We start from the raw sequence: 22,536 nt of genomic DNA, 5'->3' as shown, positions 1-22,536 counted from the left end.
CTCTGTGCAGTCACCACCCGTTGGGGTCGTGGTCGGGTTCTTCGATGAGTAGCCAGAGGTGGCGTTCCTGTTGGGCGGCGTTGGTCTGGGCGTCGAGGAGGACCTGTTCGAGTTCACGGGCGAGGTGGGGGTGGCGTTTTTTGAAGTGGGTGTAGTCGCAGAGGATGAGGGCGTAGCGGGGGCTGAGTTGTTCGGGGTCGGTGAGGATGTCGTAGAGGGCGTCCCAGTTGCGGCCGAAGGTGTCGCGCAGGGCGAGGCCCTTGAGGAAGGCGAGCATGAGGGTGTCCTTGTCGTGGACGGTGCCGAAGTCGATTTCGCGGACGGCGATCTGGTAGCCGGCGGCGATGATGCGGGGTTCGTGTGGGGCGGTCTGGAGGCCCTGCGGGGGTTCGTTGAAGATCTGGATCATCGGATGCTCCGGAAGGTGCGGTAGTGATCGGGGGTGTAGTGGCAGTCGTCGGTGCGGGTGTCGGGCTGGCCGCCGCAGACGATTCGCCTCGCGCCGCGGTCGGTCTCGCCGGGGGTGGGGACGGTGTATTCGCGGTAGTAGCCGCTGGAGCGTGTGGGGAGGCGGCGTTCGCGGTTGCCGAAGGTGGTGCCGTCCTTGGCGTAGCGGAAGGGGCCGCCCTGGGCGATCTGCCGCATGACCTGTTGGCCTTCGCGGGGCAGGTCGCTGATGGGGATGGTGCGGCCTGTGGTCTTCTGCCGGGTCGTGGTGGTCTGGCGCTGGGTGGCCGCGCCGCTACCCGTGGTGACGGTGGTGCGGGTGGTGACCTGGGTGCGGTCGCTCCGGATCACGGTGGCGTCGTCGCCCGGGGCAGCGCAGGCACACAGGAGCAGGGGGATGAGCAGGAGCAGGGCGGGGCGGGCGGGCTTCACCCGGTCAGTGTAGGCTGCGCTGCCTGAGCCACCCCAACAGGTCTCCTTGCAGGTGGGTTAATCCCTTGTACGTGATCTGCTCGGGCGTCATGGAGTCGATGGCGGCGGCGAGCGCCCGGGCGTGAGCGGGTGTCTGCACGGCCTCCCGCAGGGGGTGGATGAGCGGGCGGATGGTGAACAGGGCGCCGTGCGCGCCGGGGAAACCGGTGAGGGTCTGGCGTTCCACGCGCAGGACGGCGCGGTCCGGGTCGAAGCGGGTGTGCGCGGCGCGGTCCTCGTCGGGTGGCGCGGCGGGGTGGTGGTCCAAGCGCCCTGTCATGCTGAGGCCCCACGCGAAGCGGATGAACGGCCCGCGCGTGACGGCGGCCTCCACGAGGCGCGGCGCCGTGGCGTTCATGGGCGCGCTGCCCGCGACGGGCCCGTGCACGGCGCGGAAGTCGCGGCCCAGCTTGTCGCGCGGGTCCCAGTGTTGCGGCAGCAGGACGTGCGTGGCTGTCAGCCAGTCCGCGCCGGTGTGGGGGTCGCGGGCGATCAACGCGAGGTCCTCCTGCGCGTTCAGCCCCAGGAAGTCCAGGGCGTGGAGGGGCTGCACCCCGGCGATCAGCGCGGCGTGTGGGGCCGGGAAGTGCCGGAGGGCGTGCACGGCGTTCCAGCGGGGGTCGAGGGTGGCCTGCCAGCCCAGCAGGTCGTTGCGCAGTCGCGCGCCGTCCCAGGTGATCGCCCCGCCACTATCGCGGGCGAGGGTCGCGGCGACGTGCGTCAGGACCGCCTCGCGCAGGTCGGGGGTCAGGGCCGCCTCGCCCATGTACTCGTGCGGGGCGCGCGCATGCGCGGCGACCTTGCCCGCGATGAACGCGGGGTACGCGTCGTCCAGCGTGAAGGTGTGCCCCTCCGGGCGGGGGTCGTCCAGCCAGGGAATGGGCTGCTGGCCCATCCGGTACAGGCCGGCGGAGACGGCGTACGTCCCGTTCAGGAACGGGCGGTAGAGGGTGGGTGGGGCCACGCCCCGCATTCTGGCAGGACAGCGGCGGCCTGTCGCGTGGATCAGGCCGCCCCCGGTATCCGAGCGTCAGGCGAGGTTGCCGTTGTTCAGTACGCCCGCCGCGATCAGCACGAGGATGAGCACGCCGACCACGACGCGGTAGATCGCGAAGGGTTTGAAGTTGTTGGTGGACACGAAGCGCAGCAGCCACCCGATGGACAGGTACGCCACGACGAAGCTCACGGCGGCGCCCAGCAGCACGTTCAGCACGCCGATCTCGGCGAGGATGTCGCGGTTCTTGATGAAGTCCCGCAGCGCGGCGCCGCCCAGGGTGGGTACGCCCAGGTAGAAGCTGAATTTCGTGGCGGTGGGCCGGTCGAGGCCCAGCACCATGCCGCCCAGGATGGAACTCGCGGAGCGGGAGAACCCGGGCCACAGGAGCGCGAGGCACTGCAGCGTGCCGATCATCAGCGAGCGGCGCACGCCGATCTTCTCGATGGCGTCCACGTTGGGCGTGACTCGGCGGCTCTCGATCAGCCACATCAGGATGCCGCCCACGATCAGCGCCCAGGCGACCACGCTGGGCCGGAACAGGTACGCCTTGATGGTGTCCCCGAACAGCACCCCCAGGATTACGGCGGGAATGCAGGCCACGACCACGCCCAGCCACAGGTTCTGCTGGGTCTTATCGCGGCCGATGTGGCGGATCTGCAGGAAGTCCTTCCAGTAGTAGGCGAGCACGGCCAGGATCGCGCCGCCCTGGATGACGACCTCGAAGGTGTCCTTGACTTCCTTCGACCAGGGCACGCCCATCAGGTTGCCGGTGAGGATCAGGTGCCCGGTGGAGCTGATCGGCAGGAACTCGGTGATCCCCTCGACGATCCCGTAAACGATGGCGTAGAACCAGTCCATAAGGGCCAAGTGTAAGCCCTGTCACGCCGTGCGGCGCGTCCCTCTTTGGATGCACCCCCGTTCCGGGGCAGACTGACCGGTATGAGTGTGGCTGCCTACCTGAGCCGCTGGGGGCTGATGCCGGACGGCGCGGCGATCCGCACGCCGGGCAGCGACCTGATGCCCGTGCGCTGGCAGGGACGGGCGGCGATGCTGAAGGTGGCCCGCAGCGCGGAGGAGGTGCGGGGCCACGACCTGATGGTGTGGCTGGACGGGCTGGGCGCGGCCCGTATGTTCCGACGTGAGGGGGCGGCGCTGCTGCTGGAACGCCTGGAGCCGATGCCGTCTCTGGCGGACTGGGCGCTGGCCGGGCAGGATGACGCGGCGACGCGGGTGCTGTGCGGCGCAGCGGCGGGCGTGCATGTGGCGCGTGTGACTCCCTGGCCGGAGTTGCCGGGTCTCCCTCGCTGGTTCGGGTCGCTGGAGGCCGCACAGGGACATGGGGAGGGCTTCGCGCGGGCCTGGGCCACCGCGCGGCGCCTGCTGGCGGACCAGCGGGACGTGCGTCCGCTGCACGGGGACCTGCATCACGGGAACGTCCTGCGCAGCCCGGAGCGGGGCTGGCTGGTCATCGACCCGAAGGGGCTGATCGGGGAGCGGACCTTCGATTTCGCGAACATGCTGTGCAACCCGGCGCCGGACCACGCGCTGGGGCCGGGGCGGCTCGAACGCCAGTCTGCCCTGATCGCGCGGGAGGCGGGGCTGGACCGCGCGCGGCTGCTGGCGTGGGTGGGGGCGTACGCGGGTCTCTCGGCGGCGTGGCATCTGGAGGACGGCCAGGAGGAACAGGCGCGGCAGTCGCTGGCGATCTCGGCGCTGGCCCACAGCCTCCTCTGAGCCGTCCTTCAGTCCGGGTGGCCCGTCTGCTGCTCTCCCCTTCCCGTGCGGGCCTCCGATCGCGTATAATGTTCGTTTGGGTGCCCCCGTGATCCTGCCCTGCGCGCTCGAGCGTCGCGCTGCGGCCTGGCCCCACCACATGCGGAAGGGAAACCTGACGCGGGGCTGGCACGAGGACGGCAAACTTTTCCCGAACACAACGCTCAGGAGTCACCATGTCGTACATCAGCATGAAGCAGCTGCTGGAAGCCGGAGTTCACTTCGGTCACGAAACCAAGCGCTGGAACCCCCGTTTCAAGCGCTTCATCTTCGCCGAGCGCAACGGCATCTTCATCATCGACCTGCAGAAGACCCTCAAGCAGGTCGACCGCAGCTTCGACTTCATCAAGGAACTCTCCGAGCGCGGCGGCGTCATCCTGTTCGTCGGGACGAAGAAGCAGGCCCAGGAGATCGTGGAGCTCGAGGCGCGCCGCACCGGCATGCCCTTCGTCACCAGCCGCTGGCTGGGCGGCATGCTCACGAACTTCAAGACCATGCGCACCCGCATTGACCGCCTGAACGAACTCGACGACCTGTTCGAGTCCGAGCGCGTCAACGACCGCACCAAGGCCGAGCGCATCAAGCTGGCCGCCGAGCGCGAGCGCCTCCAGCGCTTCGTGGGTGGCATCCGCAAGATGACCCGCCTGCCCGACGCGATCTTCGTGGTGGACCCCACCAAGGAAGTCATCGCCGTGCAGGAAGCGAACAAGCTCGGGATTCCCGTCATCGCCCTGGCCGACACCGACAGTGACCCCGATGTCATCGACTACATCGTGCCCGGCAACGACGACGCGATCCGCAGCATCCAGCTGATTACCCACCGCATCGGCGACCTGCTGGTCGAGGCGCGCGGCGGCGGCGAGGACGTCGGCGCGGCCGAAGCCGAGCAGACCGAAGCCACCGAACAGGCCGAAGCCTAAGCACGGGACCCAGGGGGGACGCGTCCCGGCGCAGGCCGATCAAGGGCGCGCCCCCCTTTTCCCGCGCAGCGCAGCTCCGAACCCGACTCCGAAGCCCGAGATGCGGGCTTCACGCCCACAGGAGGCAACACCATGCTGGAATCGATCAAGAAACTCCGCGAACTGACCGGCGCGGGCATGATGGACGTCAAGAAGGCCCTCGCCGACGCCGACAACAACGAAGAGAAGGCCATCGCCCTGCTGCGCGAGCGCGGCATCGCCAAGGCCGTCAAGAAGGGCGACCGTGAAGCCAAGGAAGGCATCGTGCGCTTCGCCGTGGACGGCACCCGCGCCGCCATCGTCGAAGTGAACAGCGAGACCGACTTCGTCGCCCGCAACAGCGACTTCCAGGCTGTCGTCGAGAAGCTCGCGCAGGCCGCGCTGGCCGCCAAGACCAGCGACCTCGACACCTTCAAGGCGTACACCGTGGACGGCGAGACCGTCGCCGACCTGGTCGCCGCGACCGCCGGCAAGATCGGTGAGAACATCGTCCTGAACAAGGTCGCGTACCTCGAGGGCAGCACCGTCGCCGGCTACGTGCACAGCAACGGCAAGATCGGCGTGCTCGTGGACGTCGAGGGCGGCAGCGAAGCCCAGGCCAAGGACGTGGCCCTGCACGTCGCCGCCGAGCGCCCCCAGTTCCTCAGCCGTGACGAGGTGGACTCCAGCGATATCGAAAAGGAGCGCGAGATCCTCACGAACAAGGCGCTGAACGAAGGCAAGCCCCAGCAGATCGTCGAGAAGATCGTCGAGGGCCAGATCGGCAAGTTCTACTCCGAGAAGGTCCTGCCCGAGCAGGCGTTCGTGAAGGACAACAGCCTGACCGTCGCCAAGTACCTGGGCGGCGCGACCGTCAAGCGCTTCGTCCGCTTCGAGATCGGCGCTTAAAGCCCTTCACAGGCCCCCCGCTGCGGGGGCCTTCGCGCGGCGGCCCCCGCGTCACAGCTGGCCGTACCCGTCAGGGGCACCCGGCAGCCGCCCCGCGCGGTTGCCGGTTTCTCCTGCCCCTTCCCGCCCCCCCCATTCGTAGAGGTGAAGCATGTTCAAGCGTGTCCTGTTGAAATTATCTGGTGAGTTCCTGGCTGGCGAGTCGGGCTTCGGGATCAGCCCCGAGACGACGGCCGCGCTGGCCCGGCGCATCACGGACGCGCTGGACGGCACCGACATCGAACTGTCGATCGTGATCGGCGGCGGGAACCTGTGGCGCGGGGCGCGCAACGGGCAGGGCATGGACCCCGCCACCGCCGACTACATCGGCATGCTGGGCACCGTGATGAACGCCATGGCCCTGCAGGACGCCATGGAGAGCGCCGGGCGGCCCACCCGCGTCATGAGCGCCATCCAGATGGCGGCCGTGGCCGAGCCGTACATCCGCCGCCGCGCGATCCGTCACCTGGAAAAGGGCCGCGTCGTGATCTTCGGCGGGGGGAACGGCGCGCCGTTCTTCACGACCGACACGACGAGCACCCTGCGCGCCCTGGAAGTCGGGGCGGACGTCGTGCTGATGGCGAAGAACAAGGTGGACGGCGTGTACGACAGCGACCCCCGCAAGAACCCGGACGCCAAGTTCATCGCGCAGGCCACGCACCTCCAGGTCGTCGAGCAGCGCCTGGAGGTCATGGACGCCACCGCGCTGACGCTGTGCATGGACAAGGGCCTGCCGATCGTGGTGTTCGACCTGTTCCAGGAGGGCAACCTGCCGCGCCTGTTCCGGGGCGAGCGGGTGGGCACGCTCATCCAGAGCTGAGACTAGCTTCGGTGGACCGGCTGATGTCAGCGGTTCCATCCGAGCGGATGCGAGCAGAAGCAAAACGGGTTCCGGACGTGGAGGTGGCCACCCGGTGCAGTTCCGGGTGGCCAGAGGAACAGACGGAATCCGTACGACCCCTGACAGCGGACCGACGTCCTGATCGCTTAGACTGGCGACACTTTCCTGCAAGGAGACTCACCCATGGCTGACATGAAAACCATCCAGGCCGACACCCGCGAGAAGATGGGCAAGGCCATCGAATCGCTGGAAAATAACCTCTCGGTGCTGCGCACGGGCCGCGCCAACCCCGGCATCCTGAAGAAGATCGTCGTGGACTACTACGGCAGCACCATGCCGATCGATCAGGTGGCGAGCATCACCACGCCCGACGCCCGCACGCTGGTCATCACCCCCTGGGACCGCGGCGCGCTGAACCCGATCGAGAAGGCCATCCGCGACAGCGACCTGGGCCTGAACCCGAACAACAAGGGCGACACGATCTTCATCAGCCTGCCCATGCTGACCGAGGAGCGGCGCAAGGACCTCGTGAAGAACGCCAAGAGCTACTCGGAGGACGCCCGCATCGCCGTGCGCAACATCCGCAAGCACGCGCTGGACGAGGTGAAGAAGGTCGAGGGCATCGGCGACGACGAGATCAAGCGCGGCGAGGCCGACGTGCAGAAGATCACCGACGAGTTCATCGCGCGCGTGGATCAGACCTTCCAGAAGAAGGAGCAGGAAATCCTCGGGTGAGGCCCCCCGCCTCCCCTGCCCGTGACCGCCGGTCTCCCCGGCGGCACTTTCCTATGGGTCGTCCACTGGGGGCCGCGTGGAGTCGCTGAGCAGCCGCGTCCTGACGAGCGTGGTGGGCTTCGCGCTCCTGAGCGTGATCGTGTGGATCGGCTGGGTGGCGCTGCTGCCCGCGCTGATCGTCGTGGCCCTGATGTGCCTGTTCGAGTACATCCGCATGCTGGACCGCAACGACATCGACGTGCGCCGCGTGAGCCTGGGCGTGTTCACGGTCGCGATCATGATCGCCAGCCTGCCGCTGTGGCCGCACGCGCCGTGGCCCGGCGGGTCGTGGCGCGAGGCGGTCCTGACGGTCGCGCTGGGCTACATGCTGGTCGTGGAGGTCATCCGGCCCGGCGAGCGGCCCCTGGAGCGCATCGTGTACTCGATGTTCGGGCTGCTGTACATCCCGTGGCTGCTGGGGTACTTCCTGATGCTGCGCTACAGCCCGGACGCCGGGGACGGCCTGCTGTACTTCGCGCTGCCGCTGATGGCGACGTTCGCGGCGGACATCGGCGGGTACTTCGTGGGGTACTTCTTCGGGCGGCGCAAACTGGCCCCGGAGGTCAGTCCCGGCAAGACCGTCGAGGGGGCCGTGGGCGGCCTGGCGTTCAGCTTCCTGGTGGTGCTGGCCCTGACGACCTTCACGCACGTGTGGACGCCGTTCGAGGCGCTGCTGTACTCGATCCTGGTCGCCAGCGCCAGTCAGCTGGGCGACCTGTCCGAGAGTCTGCTCAAGCGGGCGCTGAAGACCAAGGACAGTGGCAGCAGCCTGCCGGGGCACGGGGGGTTCCTCGACCGGGTGGACAGCCTGCTGTTCGCGGTGCCCGCCACGTACCTGTTCCTGAACATCAGCGTCTTCACCCGCTGAGGGCAGCGCCAATCGTGCGCGGTCCCGCCGCTTCCGTCCCCCGCGTCGTCTAGCATGCGGGGGATGAGTCTTTCCGAGGGTGCAGGGCGCGGGATCGCGGTGCTGGGCAGTACGGGCAGCATCGGCACGCAGACGCTGGACGTGGCGCGGGGGCGCGGCTGGCGGGTGACGGCGCTGGCCGCCGGGCGCAACGTGGAGTTGCTGGCCGCGCAGGTGCGGGAGTTCCGGCCCGAACTGGTCAGCGTGGACGCGGGCGTGCTGGCGCAGGCGCGGGAGGCGCTGCCGGGCGTGCGAGTGATCGCCGACCCGGTCGAGGTGGCGAGCCTGCCGACGGGGGTGGTCGTGAACGCCATGAGCGGCCTGATCGGGCTGGCGCCCACCCGCGCGGCGCTGGAGGCCGGGCAGGCGGTGGCGCTGGCGACCAAGGAGGCGATGGTCACGGCGGCGCACCTGATGTGGGAGGCCGCAGCCGTGGGCGGCGGGCGCGTGGTGCCCATCGATTCCGAGCACACCGGAGTGTTCCAGTGCCTGACGGGCGAGGACATGGTGGACGTGGCCGAGGTGATCCTCACGGCGTCCGGCGGGCCGTTCCGCGAGGGCCCCGCCGACCTGAGCGGCGTGACGCCCGAGCAGGCGCTGCGGCACCCGTCGTGGAGCATGGGCCCGAAGGTCACGATCGACAGCGCCACGCTGATGAACAAGGGGCTGGAGGTCATGGAGTGCGCCAGCCTGTACGGCCTGCCGCTGTCGCAGGTGGGCGTGGTGGTGCACCCGCAGAGCCTGATCCACGCGGCGGTGCGTTTCCGCGACGGGAGCCTGAAGGCGCAGTTCGGGCCGACCGACATGCGCCTGCCCATCGCGTACGCCGTGGACGCCGCGCCGACCGGCATGACGCGCCCCGGGGACGTGCGCGGCGCGCGGCGCGGGCGCGAGGTCGGCACGCATCTGGGCTGGCCGATGCGCGGCACCTGGGAGTTCCGCGAGCCGGACCTGGACCGCTTCCCGTGCCTGGGCCTCGCGTACCGCGCCGGGGAGGCCGGGGGGCTGCTGCCGGTCGCGCTGAACGCCGCCGACGAGGTGGCGGTGGACGCGTTCCTAGCCGGGCAGATCGGCTTCACGGACATCCCCAGGGTGCTGGAACGGGTGCTGGACGACACACCCGCCGGGACCCTGACCTGGGACACGCTGGCCGAGGTGGACGCCTGGGCCCGCACCCGCGCACAGGAACTCGCAGCGAACGGGGGAAGGGCATGAGACGGGCACCGTCTGTTGCGTTCGCCCTCCGGGAGGTCGCCGAAGGACGAACTCCACGTCCGGTCCCCGTCCTGATCCCACTCGCATCCGCTCGGTTGGCACGGCTGAACCCCGCCGTCCCATCGGAGGCGCTGTGAACGTCGTGCAGGGCATCGCGGCGGCCCTGACCCCGCTGGGCCTGCTGTGGACGGTGCTGATCATCGGCGTGGCGACGTTCCTGCACGAGCTGGCGCACTACGCGCTGGCGCGGCGGCAGGGCGTGGCCGTGCACTCGTTCAGCGTCGGCATGGGCCCGGTGCTGTTGCGGCGGCAGTGGCGCGGCACCGAGTGGCGCCTGAGCCTGCTGCCCATCGGCGGGTACGTGGAGATCGACGGCATGGCCCCCGAGGAGGACGGGCAGGGCGGCTACCGCCAGCCCACGCGCGGCTTCGCGGCGCTGCCGGTGTGGGGCAAGGTGGCGATCCTGCTGGCCGGGCCGCTGACGAACCTGCTGCTGGCGATCGGCCTGATGACCGTGTCGTTCAGTTCGCAGGGCGTGGCCGTGCCGGACCGCGCCCGTATCGAGGAGGTCGTGCCGGGCAGCCGCGCGCAGACGCTGGACCTGCGCGTGGGGGACGTCATCACCGCCATCGACGGGCAGGACATCCCGGAGACGGCGACGGTCGGTGGCCGCACGGTGGCCGGGTGGGAGGGGGTGCGTGACGTCCTGACGAAGGACGGGCCGCACACCTTCACGGTGGTGCGCGACGGGCAGCCCCGCGACGTCCTGTTCGACTGGACGCCCACCCTGAACGGCGAGCGGCAACTGCTCGGCATCCGCTACGCGCCGGACGTGCAGCCCGTCAGTGTCGGCGCGGCGTTCATCCGCGCGTGGCAGGTGACCGGTGAGGCCGTCCCGCAGGTCATCCAATCCTTCGCCGGGCTGTTCCAGCGCTTCTTCACCCTGAACTTCACGCGGGACGAGAACGTCAGCGGCCCCATCGGCACCGCCGAGATCGTCTCCCGCGCCGCCGCCGTCAGCCCCTGGGCCCTGGTGCAGGTCGCCATCCTGCTGAACCTCTCCCTGGCGTTCTTCAACCTGATCCCCATCCCCGGCCTGGACGGCGGTCGCATCGTGCTGGCGTTCGTGGGCGCACTGCGCGGCCGCCCCCTGACCTTCCAGCAGGAACAGGCGATCAACTTCGCGGGCTTCGCGTTCGTGATGCTCCTCATGGCGTTCGTGGTCGTGCGGGACGTCAGTCGCTTCTTCTGAGGGAAGTGGGGAGTGGGTGGTGGGAAGTGGAAAAGAGTGGGGCGCCTGGACTCATCCGGCGCCCCACTCTCCCTGCTGTTCACACTCCCTACTCCCCACTCCCCACAACCCTGTCCACCCGTTCGCCCAGTCCGGTCAGCACCTCGTATTCGATGGTGTCGCCCCACGCGGCGACGTCGGTGACGGTCAGGTCGTGGTCGGTCCAGAGGGTGACGGGGTCGCCCAGCTGAACGTCCAGGCCGGTGGCGTCCACCATGAGCTGATCCATGCAGATGCGGCCCAGGACGGGGCGACGCTGACCCGCGATGAGGACGTGGGCGCGGCCGGTGGCGCCCCTGGGGTACCCGTCGGCGTAGCCGATGCCGACCGTGGCGACCCGGGTGTCGTGTGGGGCACGCCACAGGCCGCCGTAGCTGACGGTCTCTCCGGCGTGGGCGGTGTGCAGGTGCGTGACCTGCGCGGTGAGGGTCATGACCGGCCGCAGGGGGAGCGCGGCGCGCAGGTGCGGTGGCGCGAAGCCGTAGCTGGTCAGGCCGGGCCGGGCGAGGCGCATGCCGGGCAGCGCCCCGAAGGACAGGATGCCGCCACCGTTGGCCGCGTGGGCCAGCAGGGGCTGCGACGTGGCGGGCAGGGCGTCCAGCACGGTCCGGAAGCGGCGCAGCTGGTCATAGGCGAAGCTCAGGTCGGGTTCGTCGGCGGTGGCGAAGTGCGTGTACGCGCCTTCCAGCAGGCCGCGTTCGGCGAGGCGGGCGCCGACCCGGATGGCCTCCTCGGGGCGGGCGCCCAGGCGGTTCATGCCGGTGTCCACCTTCAGGTGCGCGCGGGCGTGGGCGGGCAGAGCGTCGGCTTCGGCCAGGGAGGCGACGGGCAGGCGGACGCCCAGGTCGGCCAGGACGGGCACCTCGGCTGGGGTGGGTGGGGTGAGGAGCAGCGTGGGTCGCCCGGTGTGCAGCGCGGCGACCTGCGCGGCCTCGCGGGGCGTGGCGACCGCGAACCCCCACACGTCCGGGTGGCGGGCGGCCAGGGTGACGATCTCGCGCAGGCCGTGCCCGTACGCGTTGGCCTTGACGGGCAGCAGCAGCGGCGTGGCGGCGCGGCGGGACAGGTGGGTCAGGTTGCCGTGCAGGGCAGCCTCGCTGAGGTGGGCGTGGGCGCGGGCGGCGAGCGTCATCACCGCGGATGCTACCCCCAGGTGCGGCCCGGTGGGGGTAGGGTGTCCAGCCGGGGCGGGCCTGTATGATTTTTCCCAACGATGCCCAGCTTCCTGACTGCCGGTTCCCTGACGCCCCTCGCCCCGAAGTCCTCCCGTTCCCGCTCGGTCCGACTGGCGGTGCTGGGCGGCCTGCTGCTGCTCGCCGCGCCCGCCGCCGCGCAGACCGGCGGGACCCTGCCGCTCGTGTCCGTGGGGGACAAGTGGCCTCAGGCGCAGGAGACGTACGTGATCCGCGTGTCCGCGCAGGACGCCGGGAAGCCCCTGGGCCTGGAGGTGTTCTCGCCGACGTTCAACCTCGCGGATTACGTGGATGGCCGCCGCGCGGAGGGGTACTTCGGGGATGAGCTGTACGCGAAGAACGAGCCGTTCGAGACGACCTTCACCCTGACCGGCCCGGGCGGGACGGTGCTGGAGCGGCGGTTCAGCCTGAACCGCGAGCACACCTGGGACAGCCTGTTCAGCGGCGGCCTGGGCGCCGGGACGTACACCCTGAAGGTGACCAGCCGGGGCAACGGGAAGAACTCGTTCGCGCTGCGCGTGGCCGACCCCTTCCGGCTGGAGACGAGCGATTTCAGCGTGAACGCCCGCTCGACCGATTCGGAGGCGCTGCTGGCCGCGCGGGTGAACGTCACCGCCGACTGGGTGGGCAGGACCCTTGGCCTGCTGAACTACGACGTGGACGGCGCGCAGGAGGCCGAGATCTGGGCGGTGCAGCCCGGCGGGACGCGCGTGAACCTCACGCCCAGCGAGAACGGCCGCACCGCCACCGACGCGTTCCGCATCACGCCCGAACTGGTGGGCGAGTGGCAGCTGTACATCCGGGTCCTGAAGACCACGAAGCAGTACAGCAACGCGATCCGCTTCTCGTTCCGCCTGAACGACCAGCCCATCACGGGCAGCGTGGGCGGGTTCGTGGTGCCGGGCGGCGCGAAGATCGCCAATCAACTGCTGGTGGACGTCGTGGACCCGCAGGGCCGCCCCATTCCCGGCGCGTCGTACGCGCTGGTCGGGGACGCGGTGGTGCGGCCGGTGCTGCCCGGCGGGTACGTGCCGGTCAGCGGCACCCTGATCCAGGGCACGGGCAACATCGTCTCGCCCACCGAGGTCCGCTACCAGCCGGGCTTCACGAAGATCCGCTTCGTGGCGCGCCCGCCGCAGGGGCAACTCCAGGTGGAGGCCGTGGCGCTGTACGCCGGGCAGCGCATCCCGCTGACGGGCGTGCCGTTCCAGGTGGGCGGGCAGACGCTGAGCGCGCCCGTGACGGTGCCGCTCGCGCCGGGCGACTACCCGGTCACGCCGACCAGCCTGCCGGGCAGTTCGGTCACGCCGCCCCCGGCGGGCCGCGTGACGGACAGCGGCACCGAGCGCGTGACCATCGAGTACCGCGTGCTGACGGACGTGGCGCTCGTGACCTCGCCGGACATCCTGAACGTCTGCGACGTGACGCAGCTGACCGCCCTGGCCCGCACGGACTTCCCGTACCGCCTGCCCGGGAAGCTCAGCCTGAACCTGCCGACCGGCTGGACGACCGACTACCCGCTGAACGTCAGTGGGGACTTCAGCCAGGGGCAGCCGCTGCGGCTGAAGGTGCCGGTGCGGGTGTGCCGCACGGACACCGCCGAGGCGGTGCTGGACCCGGTGGACCTGCGCACGACCGGGCAGGCGCGGGTGCGTAACCCGGGCGGCGCGAACGTGACCCGGAACGTGCAGGGCGGCGCGCGCGCCAGCCTGAACAAGAGCGTGGAGGCCGCCGCGCAGGGGCAGGGGTACGTGGTGACGCTGGTGTTCACGGTGGACAGCACGCTGGAGAACGTGCGGCTGATCGATCCGCTGCCCGGCGGGGGGGCGCAGCCTGCCGTGCGCGGCCCGCTGCAGGTGCAGGGGCCGAGTCTCGCGAACCTGAATCCGCGTCTGGACGGCGACGCGATCCTGCTGACGCGCGTGATTCCCGGCACGTACACGCTGACGTACACGCTGTTCACGGATCAACCGGCGGACCGCGTGGTGACGGCCCCGGATCTGAGCTGGTAAGTGCGCGTAGCGCGGCGGGGTGAACGGCCCGTGAGTCGGGTGTTCACCCTTCCCGCAGGCTTCTCAGGTACACTCCTCTCATGAAGCGTGTCGCGCTGTGCCTGCCGCTGCTGCTGGCGGCCTGTGGGTTCTCACCGGCGGTGCCGCCGTCGGTGGGGGACCTGCTGAGTGCGCCCACGGCCCTGAACGTGGGCGGGCAGGTCGTGACGCTGGAGTCCGCGTCGGCCAGCGGCGCCGGTGGGTTCGGGGTGAAGGTGCGCCTGAATTCCCGCGACGCGCTGCCCGCGCTGCGGCTGGACGGGGTGTTCGTGGTGAGCGGCACGGACCTGTGGAAGTCCCCGCTGCGCGCGGCGGGCGCGCAGGGCAGCGCGTTCGGCCGGTCCGGCGCGGGCGTGCAGCCCGGCGAGACGGTGCAGATCGTGGTGCGCCTGCGGGACGCGCAGGGCCGCCCCCTGTGGCTGCGGGACGGCGAGACCCGCGTGGGCACCGCCCCCTGATCAGCCCGCACAAGTGCGCGGCCCGGTCATCACGTCCGGGCCGCGCTTCCTTGTGTGATACGGGATAAAATTGACTTGCTTCCGACTTGAACACGTTCCGTTTTCCCCTCTCCCCCTGTGGGACTCAGAGAGCTGCGCTGCAGAGAGGGAGGGAGGAGCGAAGCGACGGAAGGGTGAGGGGGCCACCGGGCGACTCCGAATGATGTGGAGTCTCTTGAATCCCGTGTGGTCAGCCGGGCGTGACCACCCCGTCACGCACGCTGAGGTGATGGTCGGCCTGCGCGGCGATGTCGCGGTCGTGGGTGATCAGCACGACCGTGCGGCCCGCGTCGGCCGCGCCGCGCAGCAGCGCCAGGATGCGCTCGCCGGTGCGGGTGTCGAGGTTCCCGGTGGGTTCGTCCGCCAGCAGCACGCCCGGGTTCCCGGCGAGCGCGCGGGCGATGGCGACGCGCTGCGCCTCCCCGCCGGACAGCTGGCTGGGCAGGTGATCGGCGCGGCGCTCCAGGCCCACCAGGGCGAGCAGTTCACGGGCGCGCTCCTGCCGCTCGCGCGGGGGCAGGCCCGCCAGGGTCAGGGGGAACTCGACGTTTTCCTGCGCGCTGAGGATGCTCACGAGGTTGTGGTTCTGGAACACGAAGCCGTAGTGGCGCAGCCGCAGGTCGGCGCGGCTGGTTTCACTCAGGGCGGTGAGGTCGGTGTCGCCGACCTGCACGTGGCCGGTGGTGGGCGTGTCGAAGCCCGCCAGGAGGTTCAGCAGGGTGCTCTTGCCGCTGCCCGAGGGGCCGACGACGGCGGTCAGGCCGGGCGGGAAGGCGTGCGTGAAGGGCGCCAGGGCCTGCACCTGCCCGTCCCCGCTGGGGTACACGCGCGACAGGTCGTGGACGCTCAGGGTGGGCGTGGTGGCAGTGCTGCTGGCCGGCGTGGTCATGGCGGTCATGTCAGACCCTCCCGAGGGCGCCCACGATGCTCAGGCGGCTGGCGTTGCGGGCGGGCAGCAGGCCCGAGAGCAGACCCAGCAGGAAGCTGATGCCCAGCGCGAGCAGGGTCAGGCGGGGCGTGAGGGCCGCCGCGTCGATCCCCGCGAGCTGCTGGGTGTACAGGTTCACGATCACGATGCCCACGAGGCCCAGCAGGACGCCGCCCACGCCGCCCACCAGCGACAGCAGCAGCGACTCGGTCAGGACCAGGGCGCGCACGAACGCGGGCCGCGCCCCGATGGCGCGCAGCGTGGCGAACTCGCGGGTGCGTTCGAAGACGCCCATCATGACGGTGTTCGCGACCGCCAGTCCGCCCACGATGAGCGCGATCAGGGAGATCCCGAAACGCACGGCGTCGCTGATGCGCAGCGCCCGCTCGATGAACCCCAGGAAGTCCGACTGCGTGGCGGCCTCCAGGTTCAGGCGGTCACTGATGCTCGTGGCAACCGCGCGGGCCTGCCGGGGGTCGTTCAGTTTCACGGCGACCAGCGACACGCGGCCCTCGGCGCCCTCGCTGCGCTGCAGGGGCGTCAGCGGCATGAAGATGAAGTTGTCCACCAGCCCGGACTGCGGGGCCAGCACGCCCACGACCTTCACGCTGGCGCGCCGGTTGAGGTTCAGGGTGCTGCCCAGGCTCAGCCGCAGGTTCTGCGCGGCCTTGGCGCCGACGACGGCCGCGCCGGTCTGCTCGTCGGCGGGGAGCAGCAGGCGGCCCTGGGCCAGCGCCGTGTTCGGGAAGACCGCGCCGATCCCGCCGCTGGCAGGCAGACCGTACAGCACGACGCTCTGGGTGGGGTCCAGGCCGCCCCGCACGGCCATCACGACCGGCGTGACGGTCTGGAGGCCCAGTTCCGGCGCGAGCGCTTGGAGCTGCCCCACGGTGTCCTGCGGGAGGTTCGGCTGCAGCGCCAGGCCCTGCGACAGCGGCGTGAGGCTCACCTGGATGTCCGGGCCGATGCCGCCCAGTTCGCTGGTGAACACCTTGCGGATGCCCTCGCCCAGGGACAGGAAGATCACCATGCTGGCGACCGCCACCGTGATGCCCAGCGCGGTCAGGAAGGTGCGCACCCGGCGGCGGGTCAGGCCGCGCCACGCGAGTCGCCACAGGTCACTGGCTTTCATGAGGTTCAGGCTAACCGCGCGGGGCCGGGACAGGTGGCATGCCCGCGTACAGAGCCCGCGCCGGACTCCCTCAGCGGTTTCCAGTTCCATTGAAGGGCCAACACCACGCCCTTCAATTCCACTTCCAACCTCTGGTGCTGTCAGGTGCTCGCTCCGCTCGTTCAGGAGTAGTGAAGGGGCCCTTCACTACTCCTGAATGCTGCTGATGAAACACCCAGCGGGTCCTCACGGGTGGCCGCTAGGGTCGGGGCACGATGCGCCGCACCTCTTCCCTTCTGACCGCCTGCCTGCCTCTCGCGCTGCTGGGCGCGGCGGACGCGCAGACGCTGCTGCCCCTGGACTCCCGCCCCGCCACGCGGGTGCTGCCCGCCCTGATCGGCGGCCTGCGTGGCGACGCCCTGCGCGTGCCGGACGCGGCGCTGCTGGGCACGGCGGCGCGCGGCGCCGACCCGGCGGCGCTGGGCGCGTGGCTGGCCGCGCAACCGCGCACGGGGCCGCTGGTCGTGTCGCTGGACGCCCTGGCGTACGGGGGGCTGGTGCAGTCCCGCACGAGCCCCCTGACGGCGCCGGAGGCCCTGGCGCGGCTGGAGCCGCTGCGCACCTGGACCGAGCGGACGGGGCAGCCGGTGTACGCATTCATCACGCTGCCGCGTGAACCGGACGCGACCGACCGCGCGCGCAACCTGGAGGTCGTGCGCGCCGTGATCGGCTGGGCGCGCGAGGGCCGCCTGAAGGAACTGGACGTCACCTGGGACGACGCGCTGCCCGGCAGTCCCGCCCCGCAGGAGGGCGCCGCGCTGGCGCAGGACGCCCCGGCGAACGTGCGCGTGTACCCGGGTGCGGACGAGGTGCTGTCCATGCTGACCGCCCGCGCCCTGGCCCCGGAGGCGGCGACGGTCCGGGTGGAGTACAGCGATCCCGCCGCGGCGCAGCAGGTCATGAAGTACGAGGGGATTCCCCTGACGCAGAGTGCCGCCAATCACGCGCAGGGCAGCGGCTTTCAGGTCGTGGACGGGAAGGCGGACCTGACGCTGTTCGTGTTCAACGGCGGCGACCCGCGCCGCGCGGCGCTGCGGGTCAGCACGCTGCTGCGCGCCGGGAAAGTCGCCGTGGCGGACGTGGCGCAGGTGAACCTCGGGAATCCGCGCTTCTGGGCGGACCTGCGCACCCTGCGCCAGCACGCGAACCTGCAGGCGCTGGCGGCGTGGGGCACGCCGGGGAACAACCTCGGGACGGCGCTGGCGCACGCGAAACTGGCGCGCGGCGCCGACCCGGTGCGTCAGGACGCGCTGCTGGCCCGCGAGTTCGCGAACGACGTGATCTACAGCAGCGAGGTCCGCGCCCAGCTGCGCACCCTGATCCCGGAGGCGCAACTGAACACCCCGCAGGCGCAGGCGACCCTGATGCGACTGGCCGGGGCGTTCTTCCCGCTGCGCGTGGGCGATTCATACTCGCTGGGCAGCGCGGACCTGCCGTGGGGCCGGTCGTTCGAGTGGGACTTCACGCTGGACCGGCAGCCCTGATCATTCCGCTGGGGGGTGCCGTTCAGTGTCGCTGGGGCCGACGCTGAGCAGCAGGGCCGCGCCGATCACCAGGGCCGCGCCCAGCAACGCCAGCGCCGAGAGTCGCTCGCCGAACAACAGCGCGGCCAGGGTGGCGGCCACGACGGGTTCCAGGCTGGCGATCACGCTGGCGCGCGTGGCAGGCAGGCGCTTCAGCCCCCAGGAGTACGCGAGGTACGCGAGGTACGTGCTGAACACGGCGATGGCCCCCAGGCTGCCCCACGCGCCGGGGGTCTTCTCAGTGAAGGTCACAACGGGCAGCAGCACGGCGGCCCCGACCGGCAGCGCCACGGCCAGCAGGGCGGGCGGGTCGTAGCGGGTGAAGAACGCCTTACCGTACAGGTAGTACAGGCTGTACGTGAATCCGGCGGTCAGGCCCCAGGCGAGCGCGGCGGGCGTGACGGTCACGCCCTGCCCGCCGCCCAGGCTGATCAGGGCGATGCCGCCCAGCGTGCCCGCCACCGCGAGCAGTTCCCGTCTACCCAGGCGTTCGCGCAGGAATGCCCAGCCCATCACGGCCACGAAGGCGGGCGCGGTGTACAGCAGCACGCTGGCGAGGCTGGCGCCGCCCGCGCGGACTGCCAGCTGGTACGACCCGTAGAAGATGCTGACGCCCGCCACGCCGAACGCGGCGGTGACGAGCAGGTCCCGGCCGCGCGGCAGGCGGGCGCGGTTCAGGGCGGCGTGCGCGGCGTACAGGCCCCCGGCCAGGGCGGCGCGCCAGAAGGCGACCTCCAGCGGGTCCAGCCCGGCGGCCTGCGCCTGCTTGCCCAGGATGCCCAGCAGGCCCCACAGGACGGCCGCGATCAGGATCAGCAGCGGGGCGGGCAGCGCGGTGGGCAGGGCAGGGCGGGTCACGCCGGGTGGGCGCTCAGGCGGCGCCACACGAACACGGTGGCGATCACCGTGACGAGCAGGCCCGCGCCGCCCAGCGTGAGCAGCCCGATGCCCACGAGGTCGCGGGTCTCGCCGACCGGGGCGAGCGTGCCGCGCGTGAAGGCCTGCGTGTCGCCGGGCGCGGCCAGGACGTCCACCGGGACGGGCGCGTCGGCGCGGCCCGCCTGCAACGCCGTGGGGTTCGGCGTGGTCGTGGGCCGCAGCAGGCCGTCCGGGGTCAGCGGGGAGTACACGCTGTTCGTCACCCAGTACCCGTAGCGGCCGTCGGGCAGCGCGGTCTGCACGGTCAGGCTGGTGCCGGACACCTGCACGGTCGGCGCGGCCAGGGGTCGTTCCTGGCCCTGGGCGTCCACCTCGGTCAGGGTGCTGCCGCCGGGCGAGACGCGCAGGTGGTACTGCCAGCCGCCACCACTGGTGCGCAGGCCCAGGTCGCCCAGTGTCGCCTGCCCGCCCAGCGCGCCCTTCACGAAGATGTCGGTCACGCCCGCGCTGAAGCCCGCGGGGCTGTTCCAGGGATTGCCCAGCTGGCCGTACGTGACGGTGAACTGCATGCCCTGCGGGGTGCCGCGGGTGTCCAGCGCGCGCAGGTCCAGCATGTCCTGGGTGAAGGCGGGGCGGGTGGGGAGCACGTACCCGCCGTCGCCACGGGCGTCCGCGGCGGGGTCGGTGAGTCGGGTCTGGGGGGCGAGCAGGGCCAGCACGCCCGGCAGTATAGAGGCGGCCATACCGCACCGGGTCGGGCCTACAGCCGCACGAGGTCGTCGCGGTGCACGGCTTCCGGGCCGTAGGTGTAGCCCAGCAGCCCCTCGGCGGCGCTGGAGTGCTGCCCGGCGAGTTTCAGCAGGTCCGCCGACGCGTAGCGGGTCAGGCCGCGCGCGAGTTCCGTGCCGTCCGGCGCCAGGATGCGGATGGTGTGGCCGCGCCCGAAGCGGCCCTGCACGCCGGTGATCCCGGCGGGCAGCAGGCTCGCGCCGCGTTCGGCGACGGCGCGGGCCGCTCCGGCGTCCAGGGTGACGCTCCCGGCGGCGATCTCCGCGAGAATCCAGCGTTTGCGGGCCTCCAGGCGTGACCCGGCGGCCAGGAAGCGCGTGCCGACGCTCTCGCCGTCCAGCAGGCGGGTCAGGACGTCGCGGGCGTCCCCGGGGGCGATCACGACCGGGGTTCCGGCGCGGGTGGCGATCTCGGCCGCCTGAATCTTGGTGTGCATCCCGCCGGTGCCCCGGTGCGACCCGGCACCCCCGGCGCGGGCCCAGACCTCGGGCGTGACGCGCTCCACGACCGGGATCAGGGTGGCGGTCGGGTCGCGGCGCGGGTCGGCGGTGTACAGGCCGGGCGCGTCGGTCAGGATGACCAGCAGGTCCGCCTCCACGAGGTTCGCCACGAACGCCGACAGGGTGTCGTTGTCCCCGACCTTCAGCTGTTCCAGCGCGACGGCGTCGTTCTCGTTGATGACCGGCATCACGCCGCGCGCCAGGCAGGTGTCCAGGGTGGTGCGGGCGTTCAGGTACCGCGTGCGGTCCCGGAAGTCGTCGGCAGTCAGGAGCACCTGCGCGACCGGCAGGCCGTACAGGTCGGCCAGCTGCGCGTAGGTGTGCATCAGGCGGCCCTGCCCCACGGCGGCCAGCAGCTGCTTTTCCGCCAGGGTCCGGTCGCGGGGCGGGAAGCCCAGCGCCTCCCACCCGGCCAGCACGGCGCCGCTGGTGACCAGGACGACCTCGTGCCCGGCCTCGCGGGCGGCGGCCAGCGTGCGGATCAATTCCACCATGCGGGGGCGGTGCAGGCGATCCGTGCCTGCCGTGAGGACGCTGGTACCGAGTTTCAGGACGACGCGCACGCGACCCAGGATACGGGCGCGGGCCGCGCGGTCGGGGCGGGCTGTGCAGCCCGGGCGCTCCCCCACCGGGGAGGTGCGGGTGCTCCCGGCGTGGAATGCGGCACACTGGGCAGGTGCTCCGCGCCGCTCTGTTCCTTCCCCTGCTGACCCTGACGGTCCCCGCGTCCGCCCAGACGGCCCCCGTGGGTGACCCGCTGGGTCCCGCGCGGGGCGTGCAGCTGTTCCTGACCTCGTTCCAGCCTCCGGCCGCCGAGGGGTCCCTGCTGGCTCTGGCGCGGCGCGAGGCGCTGGACTGGGCGGCCACGCAGAACCTGTTCGCGGCGCAGGTCACGGACGCGCCCAACCGCTTCCTGGACTGGCGGGGCAGCAGCGCCGGAGCGGGCGGAACGGTGTTCACCACGCTGCGCGCCGCGACGTACCCCCAGGGCAGCCGGGCGCTGCTGGTCCTGAACCGCGAGTGGTGCCGCGCCGGGGCGTGCCAGCAGCGCACGGTCTTCGGCTGGCTGGACGCGCGGGGCCTGAAGCCCGTGCCCGAGGCGGACGTGATTCAGGTGATCCGCGACGCGGACTTCCTGACCGGCGCGGCCCCCGCCTGCCTGCGTGGCGTGCCGCTGGGCGTGCAGTACGTCCCGGCGCGGCAGGGCGCGACCCTGTCGATCCTCCCGGTCGTGCCGGACGCGGCCCGGCGCGCGTGCGAGGCGGCGGGCGTGAACCTCACGTCCACGCTGCGCGCGCTGCGGATGACGTGGGTGGCGGGCGCCGGGAAGTTCCGCTGGTAGTCACGCGGGCATCGGCCCCCCGGAACGGCAGGCACCCCCGTGCCGTCACAGCCACGGGGGTGCAGGAGGGATGCGGTCAGACGGATTCCGTTTGTTTCGTTCACAACCCGGAACAGCACCGGGTTATGAACTCCACGTCCGGAACCCGATTTTCTCCCACTCGCATCCGCTCGGATTGAATGGTCTTTGCAGCCCATTCAATCGGAGTTCGTATCAGACGGCGTTCGCGCGGGCGTCCTGCGCGGCCAGCTGCTCGACGACGCCGCGCAGGGCGAGTTCGAACTCGGCGCGGTACTCGCCCGGGAGTTCCTCGCGGGGCTGGCCGGTCTGGACGTCCAGGCCGGGCAGGGACTCCTTGAACTGCTGCCAGCCGATCGCCAGGGCGTACAGGTGGCGCAGCAGACGCAGCGTGACGGGGGGGCTGTAGGGCATGTGCTGCACGAGGCGGCGCAGCTGGGCGTCCAGTTCACGGCGGAATTCCAGGCCCAGTTCGGGGCGGACGTTGCGTTCGAGGACCGTGCCGAGCAGCACGAGCAGGCGGCGCAGGGGCGTCAGGGCCTCGGCGGAGTCCAGCAGGACGTCCGTGACCTGCTGCGGGGTGCGCGGCTGGCGTTCGATCAGCAGGTCGCTGGTGCGGCCGATCCAGGCCTGGAGGTGTTCGGTCAGGAGCGCCAGGAACAGTTCTTCCTTGGTGTCGAAGTACAGGTAGAGGGTGCCTTTGGCGAGTTTGGCCTCGCGCGCGACCTGGTTCATGCTGAGTTCGGCGTAGGTGGTGGTGGTCCACAGGCGCTCGGCGGCGCGCAGGATGTCGTCGCGGCGTTGGTTCTTTTCCTCGGCGCTGCGTGCGCGGGCGGGGCGGGTGTTCTCGGAGGGCATCAGACCAGACCATAGCTTTGTGAGTTTTCTGACGCTGTGAAGCACTTCACGGTATCCTCCCCCAGGGGGTCAGGACTACCCCCAGATGCCCCCATCGCGCCGGGGGCAGGTATGCTGGGCCGGGCGCCTTCCCGTCCGGGAAGCGGTCCGCCCCGCGCTCCCTGCCCGCCTCCACTCAAGGACCC

At 71.2% G+C, this 22,536-nt stretch carries 23 protein-coding genes; 12 read left to right on the top strand and 11 right to left on the bottom strand.

The features are described 5' to 3' along the window. Positions 1-10: 10 nt before the first annotated feature. The 4 genes from DEIGR_RS07105 to DEIGR_RS07090 all read right to left on the bottom strand — a co-directional run bounded on the left by DEIGR_RS07105 (position 11) and on the right by DEIGR_RS07090 (position 2,773). Complete coding sequence (locus tag DEIGR_RS07105; protein ID WP_058976336.1) at positions 11-409, bottom strand: barstar family protein; 399 nt, start codon at positions 407-409, stop codon at positions 11-13. Then, positions 406-879 carry a ribonuclease domain-containing protein gene (locus DEIGR_RS19610; RefSeq protein ID WP_083523957.1) on the bottom strand — a complete coding sequence of 158 codons (474 nt, stop codon included), beginning with the start codon at positions 877-879 and terminating at the stop codon, positions 406-408. Before DEIGR_RS19610 ends, DEIGR_RS07105 begins: the two co-directional genes overlap by 4 nt. Before the next feature lie 4 nt (positions 880-883). Further along, positions 884-1,882 (bottom strand): heme-dependent oxidative N-demethylase subunit alpha family protein, encoded by a 999-nt coding sequence (locus DEIGR_RS07095; protein WP_236704685.1) that lies wholly within the window; start codon positions 1,880-1,882, stop codon positions 884-886. A gap of 66 nt (positions 1,883-1,948) precedes the next feature. Then, positions 1,949-2,773: an undecaprenyl-diphosphate phosphatase gene (locus DEIGR_RS07090; RefSeq protein ID WP_058976334.1), complete on the bottom strand. Its 825-nt coding sequence runs from the start codon at positions 2,771-2,773 to the stop codon at positions 1,949-1,951. 81 nt (positions 2,774-2,854) lie between these two features. Between DEIGR_RS07090 and DEIGR_RS07085 the strand changes: the two genes are divergently transcribed. The 8 genes from DEIGR_RS07085 (at position 2,855) to DEIGR_RS07050 (ending at position 10,563) form a co-directional block, all read left to right on the top strand. Next, on the top strand, positions 2,855-3,649 hold the full coding sequence (locus DEIGR_RS07085) for an aminoglycoside phosphotransferase family protein (RefSeq protein ID WP_058976333.1): 795 nt from the start codon (positions 2,855-2,857) through the stop codon (positions 3,647-3,649). Positions 3,650-3,864: 215 nt separating this feature from the next. Further along, a complete protein-coding gene (rpsB, locus tag DEIGR_RS07080) occupies positions 3,865-4,608 on the top strand; it encodes a 30S ribosomal protein S2 (protein WP_046842664.1) in 744 nt (247 codons plus the stop codon). Between the two features lie 132 nt (positions 4,609-4,740). Further along, entirely contained in the window at positions 4,741-5,535 is a 795-nt protein-coding gene (gene tsf / locus DEIGR_RS07075; protein ID WP_058976332.1) for a translation elongation factor Ts, read from the top strand. Between the two features lie 151 nt (positions 5,536-5,686). After that, a complete protein-coding gene (pyrH, locus tag DEIGR_RS07070) occupies positions 5,687-6,394 on the top strand; it encodes a UMP kinase (RefSeq protein ID WP_046842666.1) in 708 nt (235 codons plus the stop codon). A gap of 204 nt (positions 6,395-6,598) precedes the next feature. After that, a complete protein-coding gene (gene frr, locus DEIGR_RS07065) occupies positions 6,599-7,150 on the top strand; it encodes a ribosome recycling factor (protein WP_058976331.1) in 552 nt (183 codons plus the stop codon). A 76-nt stretch (positions 7,151-7,226) separates the two neighbouring features. Further along, positions 7,227-8,057, top strand: a complete 831-nt coding sequence (locus DEIGR_RS07060) for a phosphatidate cytidylyltransferase (protein WP_058976330.1) — start codon at positions 7,227-7,229, stop codon at positions 8,055-8,057. A gap of 63 nt (positions 8,058-8,120) precedes the next feature. Then, positions 8,121-9,311 carry a 1-deoxy-D-xylulose-5-phosphate reductoisomerase gene (gene dxr, locus DEIGR_RS07055; RefSeq protein WP_058976329.1) on the top strand — a complete coding sequence of 397 codons (1,191 nt, stop codon included), beginning with the start codon at positions 8,121-8,123 and terminating at the stop codon, positions 9,309-9,311. 133 nt (positions 9,312-9,444) lie between these two features. Then, complete coding sequence (locus DEIGR_RS07050) at positions 9,445-10,563, top strand: M50 family metallopeptidase (RefSeq protein WP_058976328.1); 1,119 nt, start codon at positions 9,445-9,447, stop codon at positions 10,561-10,563. An 88-nt stretch (positions 10,564-10,651) separates the two neighbouring features. On the opposite strand, the gene alr is transcribed toward DEIGR_RS07050, so the two are convergent. Then, positions 10,652-11,734: an alanine racemase gene (alr, locus tag DEIGR_RS07045; RefSeq protein ID WP_058976327.1), complete on the bottom strand. Its 1,083-nt coding sequence runs from the start codon at positions 11,732-11,734 to the stop codon at positions 10,652-10,654. A gap of 81 nt (positions 11,735-11,815) precedes the next feature. On the opposite strand from alr, the gene DEIGR_RS07040 reads away from it, so the two are divergent. Beyond that, positions 11,816-13,807, top strand: coding sequence for a hypothetical protein (locus DEIGR_RS07040; RefSeq protein WP_169796849.1), 1,992 nt, complete (start codon positions 11,816-11,818; stop codon positions 13,805-13,807). 80 nt (positions 13,808-13,887) lie between these two features. Further along, entirely contained in the window at positions 13,888-14,304 is a 417-nt protein-coding gene (locus DEIGR_RS07035) for a hypothetical protein (protein WP_058976326.1), read from the top strand. Between the two features lie 229 nt (positions 14,305-14,533). Here the strand turns inward: DEIGR_RS07035 and DEIGR_RS07030 are convergent, their stop codons facing one another. Continuing rightward, a complete protein-coding gene (locus tag DEIGR_RS07030; protein WP_407638312.1) occupies positions 14,534-15,241 on the bottom strand; it encodes an ABC transporter ATP-binding protein in 708 nt (235 codons plus the stop codon). A 1-nt stretch (position 15,242) separates the two neighbouring features. After that, a complete protein-coding gene (locus DEIGR_RS07025; protein ID WP_058976325.1) occupies positions 15,243-16,403 on the bottom strand; it encodes an ABC transporter permease in 1,161 nt (386 codons plus the stop codon). 254 nt (positions 16,404-16,657) lie between these two features. On the opposite strand from DEIGR_RS07025, the gene DEIGR_RS07020 reads away from it, so the two are divergent. After that, complete coding sequence (locus DEIGR_RS07020) at positions 16,658-17,926, top strand: DUF4127 family protein (RefSeq protein ID WP_058976324.1); 1,269 nt, start codon at positions 16,658-16,660, stop codon at positions 17,924-17,926. Here the strand turns inward: DEIGR_RS07020 and DEIGR_RS07015 are convergent, their stop codons facing one another. The 3 genes from DEIGR_RS07015 to proB are packed head-to-tail and all read right to left on the bottom strand — an operon-like array spanning position 17,927 to position 20,696. After that, positions 17,927-18,823, bottom strand: a complete 897-nt coding sequence (locus DEIGR_RS07015; protein WP_058978582.1) for a DMT family transporter — start codon at positions 18,821-18,823, stop codon at positions 17,927-17,929. Then, positions 18,820-19,563, bottom strand: coding sequence for a glucodextranase DOMON-like domain-containing protein (locus DEIGR_RS07010; RefSeq protein WP_236704684.1), 744 nt, complete (start codon positions 19,561-19,563; stop codon positions 18,820-18,822). The genes DEIGR_RS07015 and DEIGR_RS07010 overlap by 4 nt, the downstream gene beginning before the upstream one ends. Before the next feature lie 41 nt (positions 19,564-19,604). After that, complete coding sequence (gene proB / locus DEIGR_RS07005) at positions 19,605-20,696, bottom strand: glutamate 5-kinase (protein ID WP_058976322.1); 1,092 nt, start codon at positions 20,694-20,696, stop codon at positions 19,605-19,607. Between the two features lie 113 nt (positions 20,697-20,809). On the opposite strand from proB, the gene DEIGR_RS07000 reads away from it, so the two are divergent. Beyond that, complete coding sequence (locus tag DEIGR_RS07000) at positions 20,810-21,475, top strand: hypothetical protein (protein WP_058976321.1); 666 nt, start codon at positions 20,810-20,812, stop codon at positions 21,473-21,475. Positions 21,476-21,688: 213 nt separating this feature from the next. On the opposite strand, the gene DEIGR_RS06995 is transcribed toward DEIGR_RS07000, so the two are convergent. Then, positions 21,689-22,351, bottom strand: a complete 663-nt coding sequence (locus DEIGR_RS06995; RefSeq protein ID WP_058976320.1) for a TetR/AcrR family transcriptional regulator — start codon at positions 22,349-22,351, stop codon at positions 21,689-21,691. Between the last annotated feature and the right edge of the window lie 185 nt (positions 22,352-22,536).

This window comes from Deinococcus grandis, assembly GCF_001485435.1.
Lineage (GTDB): Bacteria > Deinococcota > Deinococci > Deinococcales > Deinococcaceae > Deinococcus > Deinococcus grandis.
The sequence above is the reverse complement of the archived record's forward strand: the minus strand, read 5'-3'. Positions and strand labels throughout refer to the sequence as shown.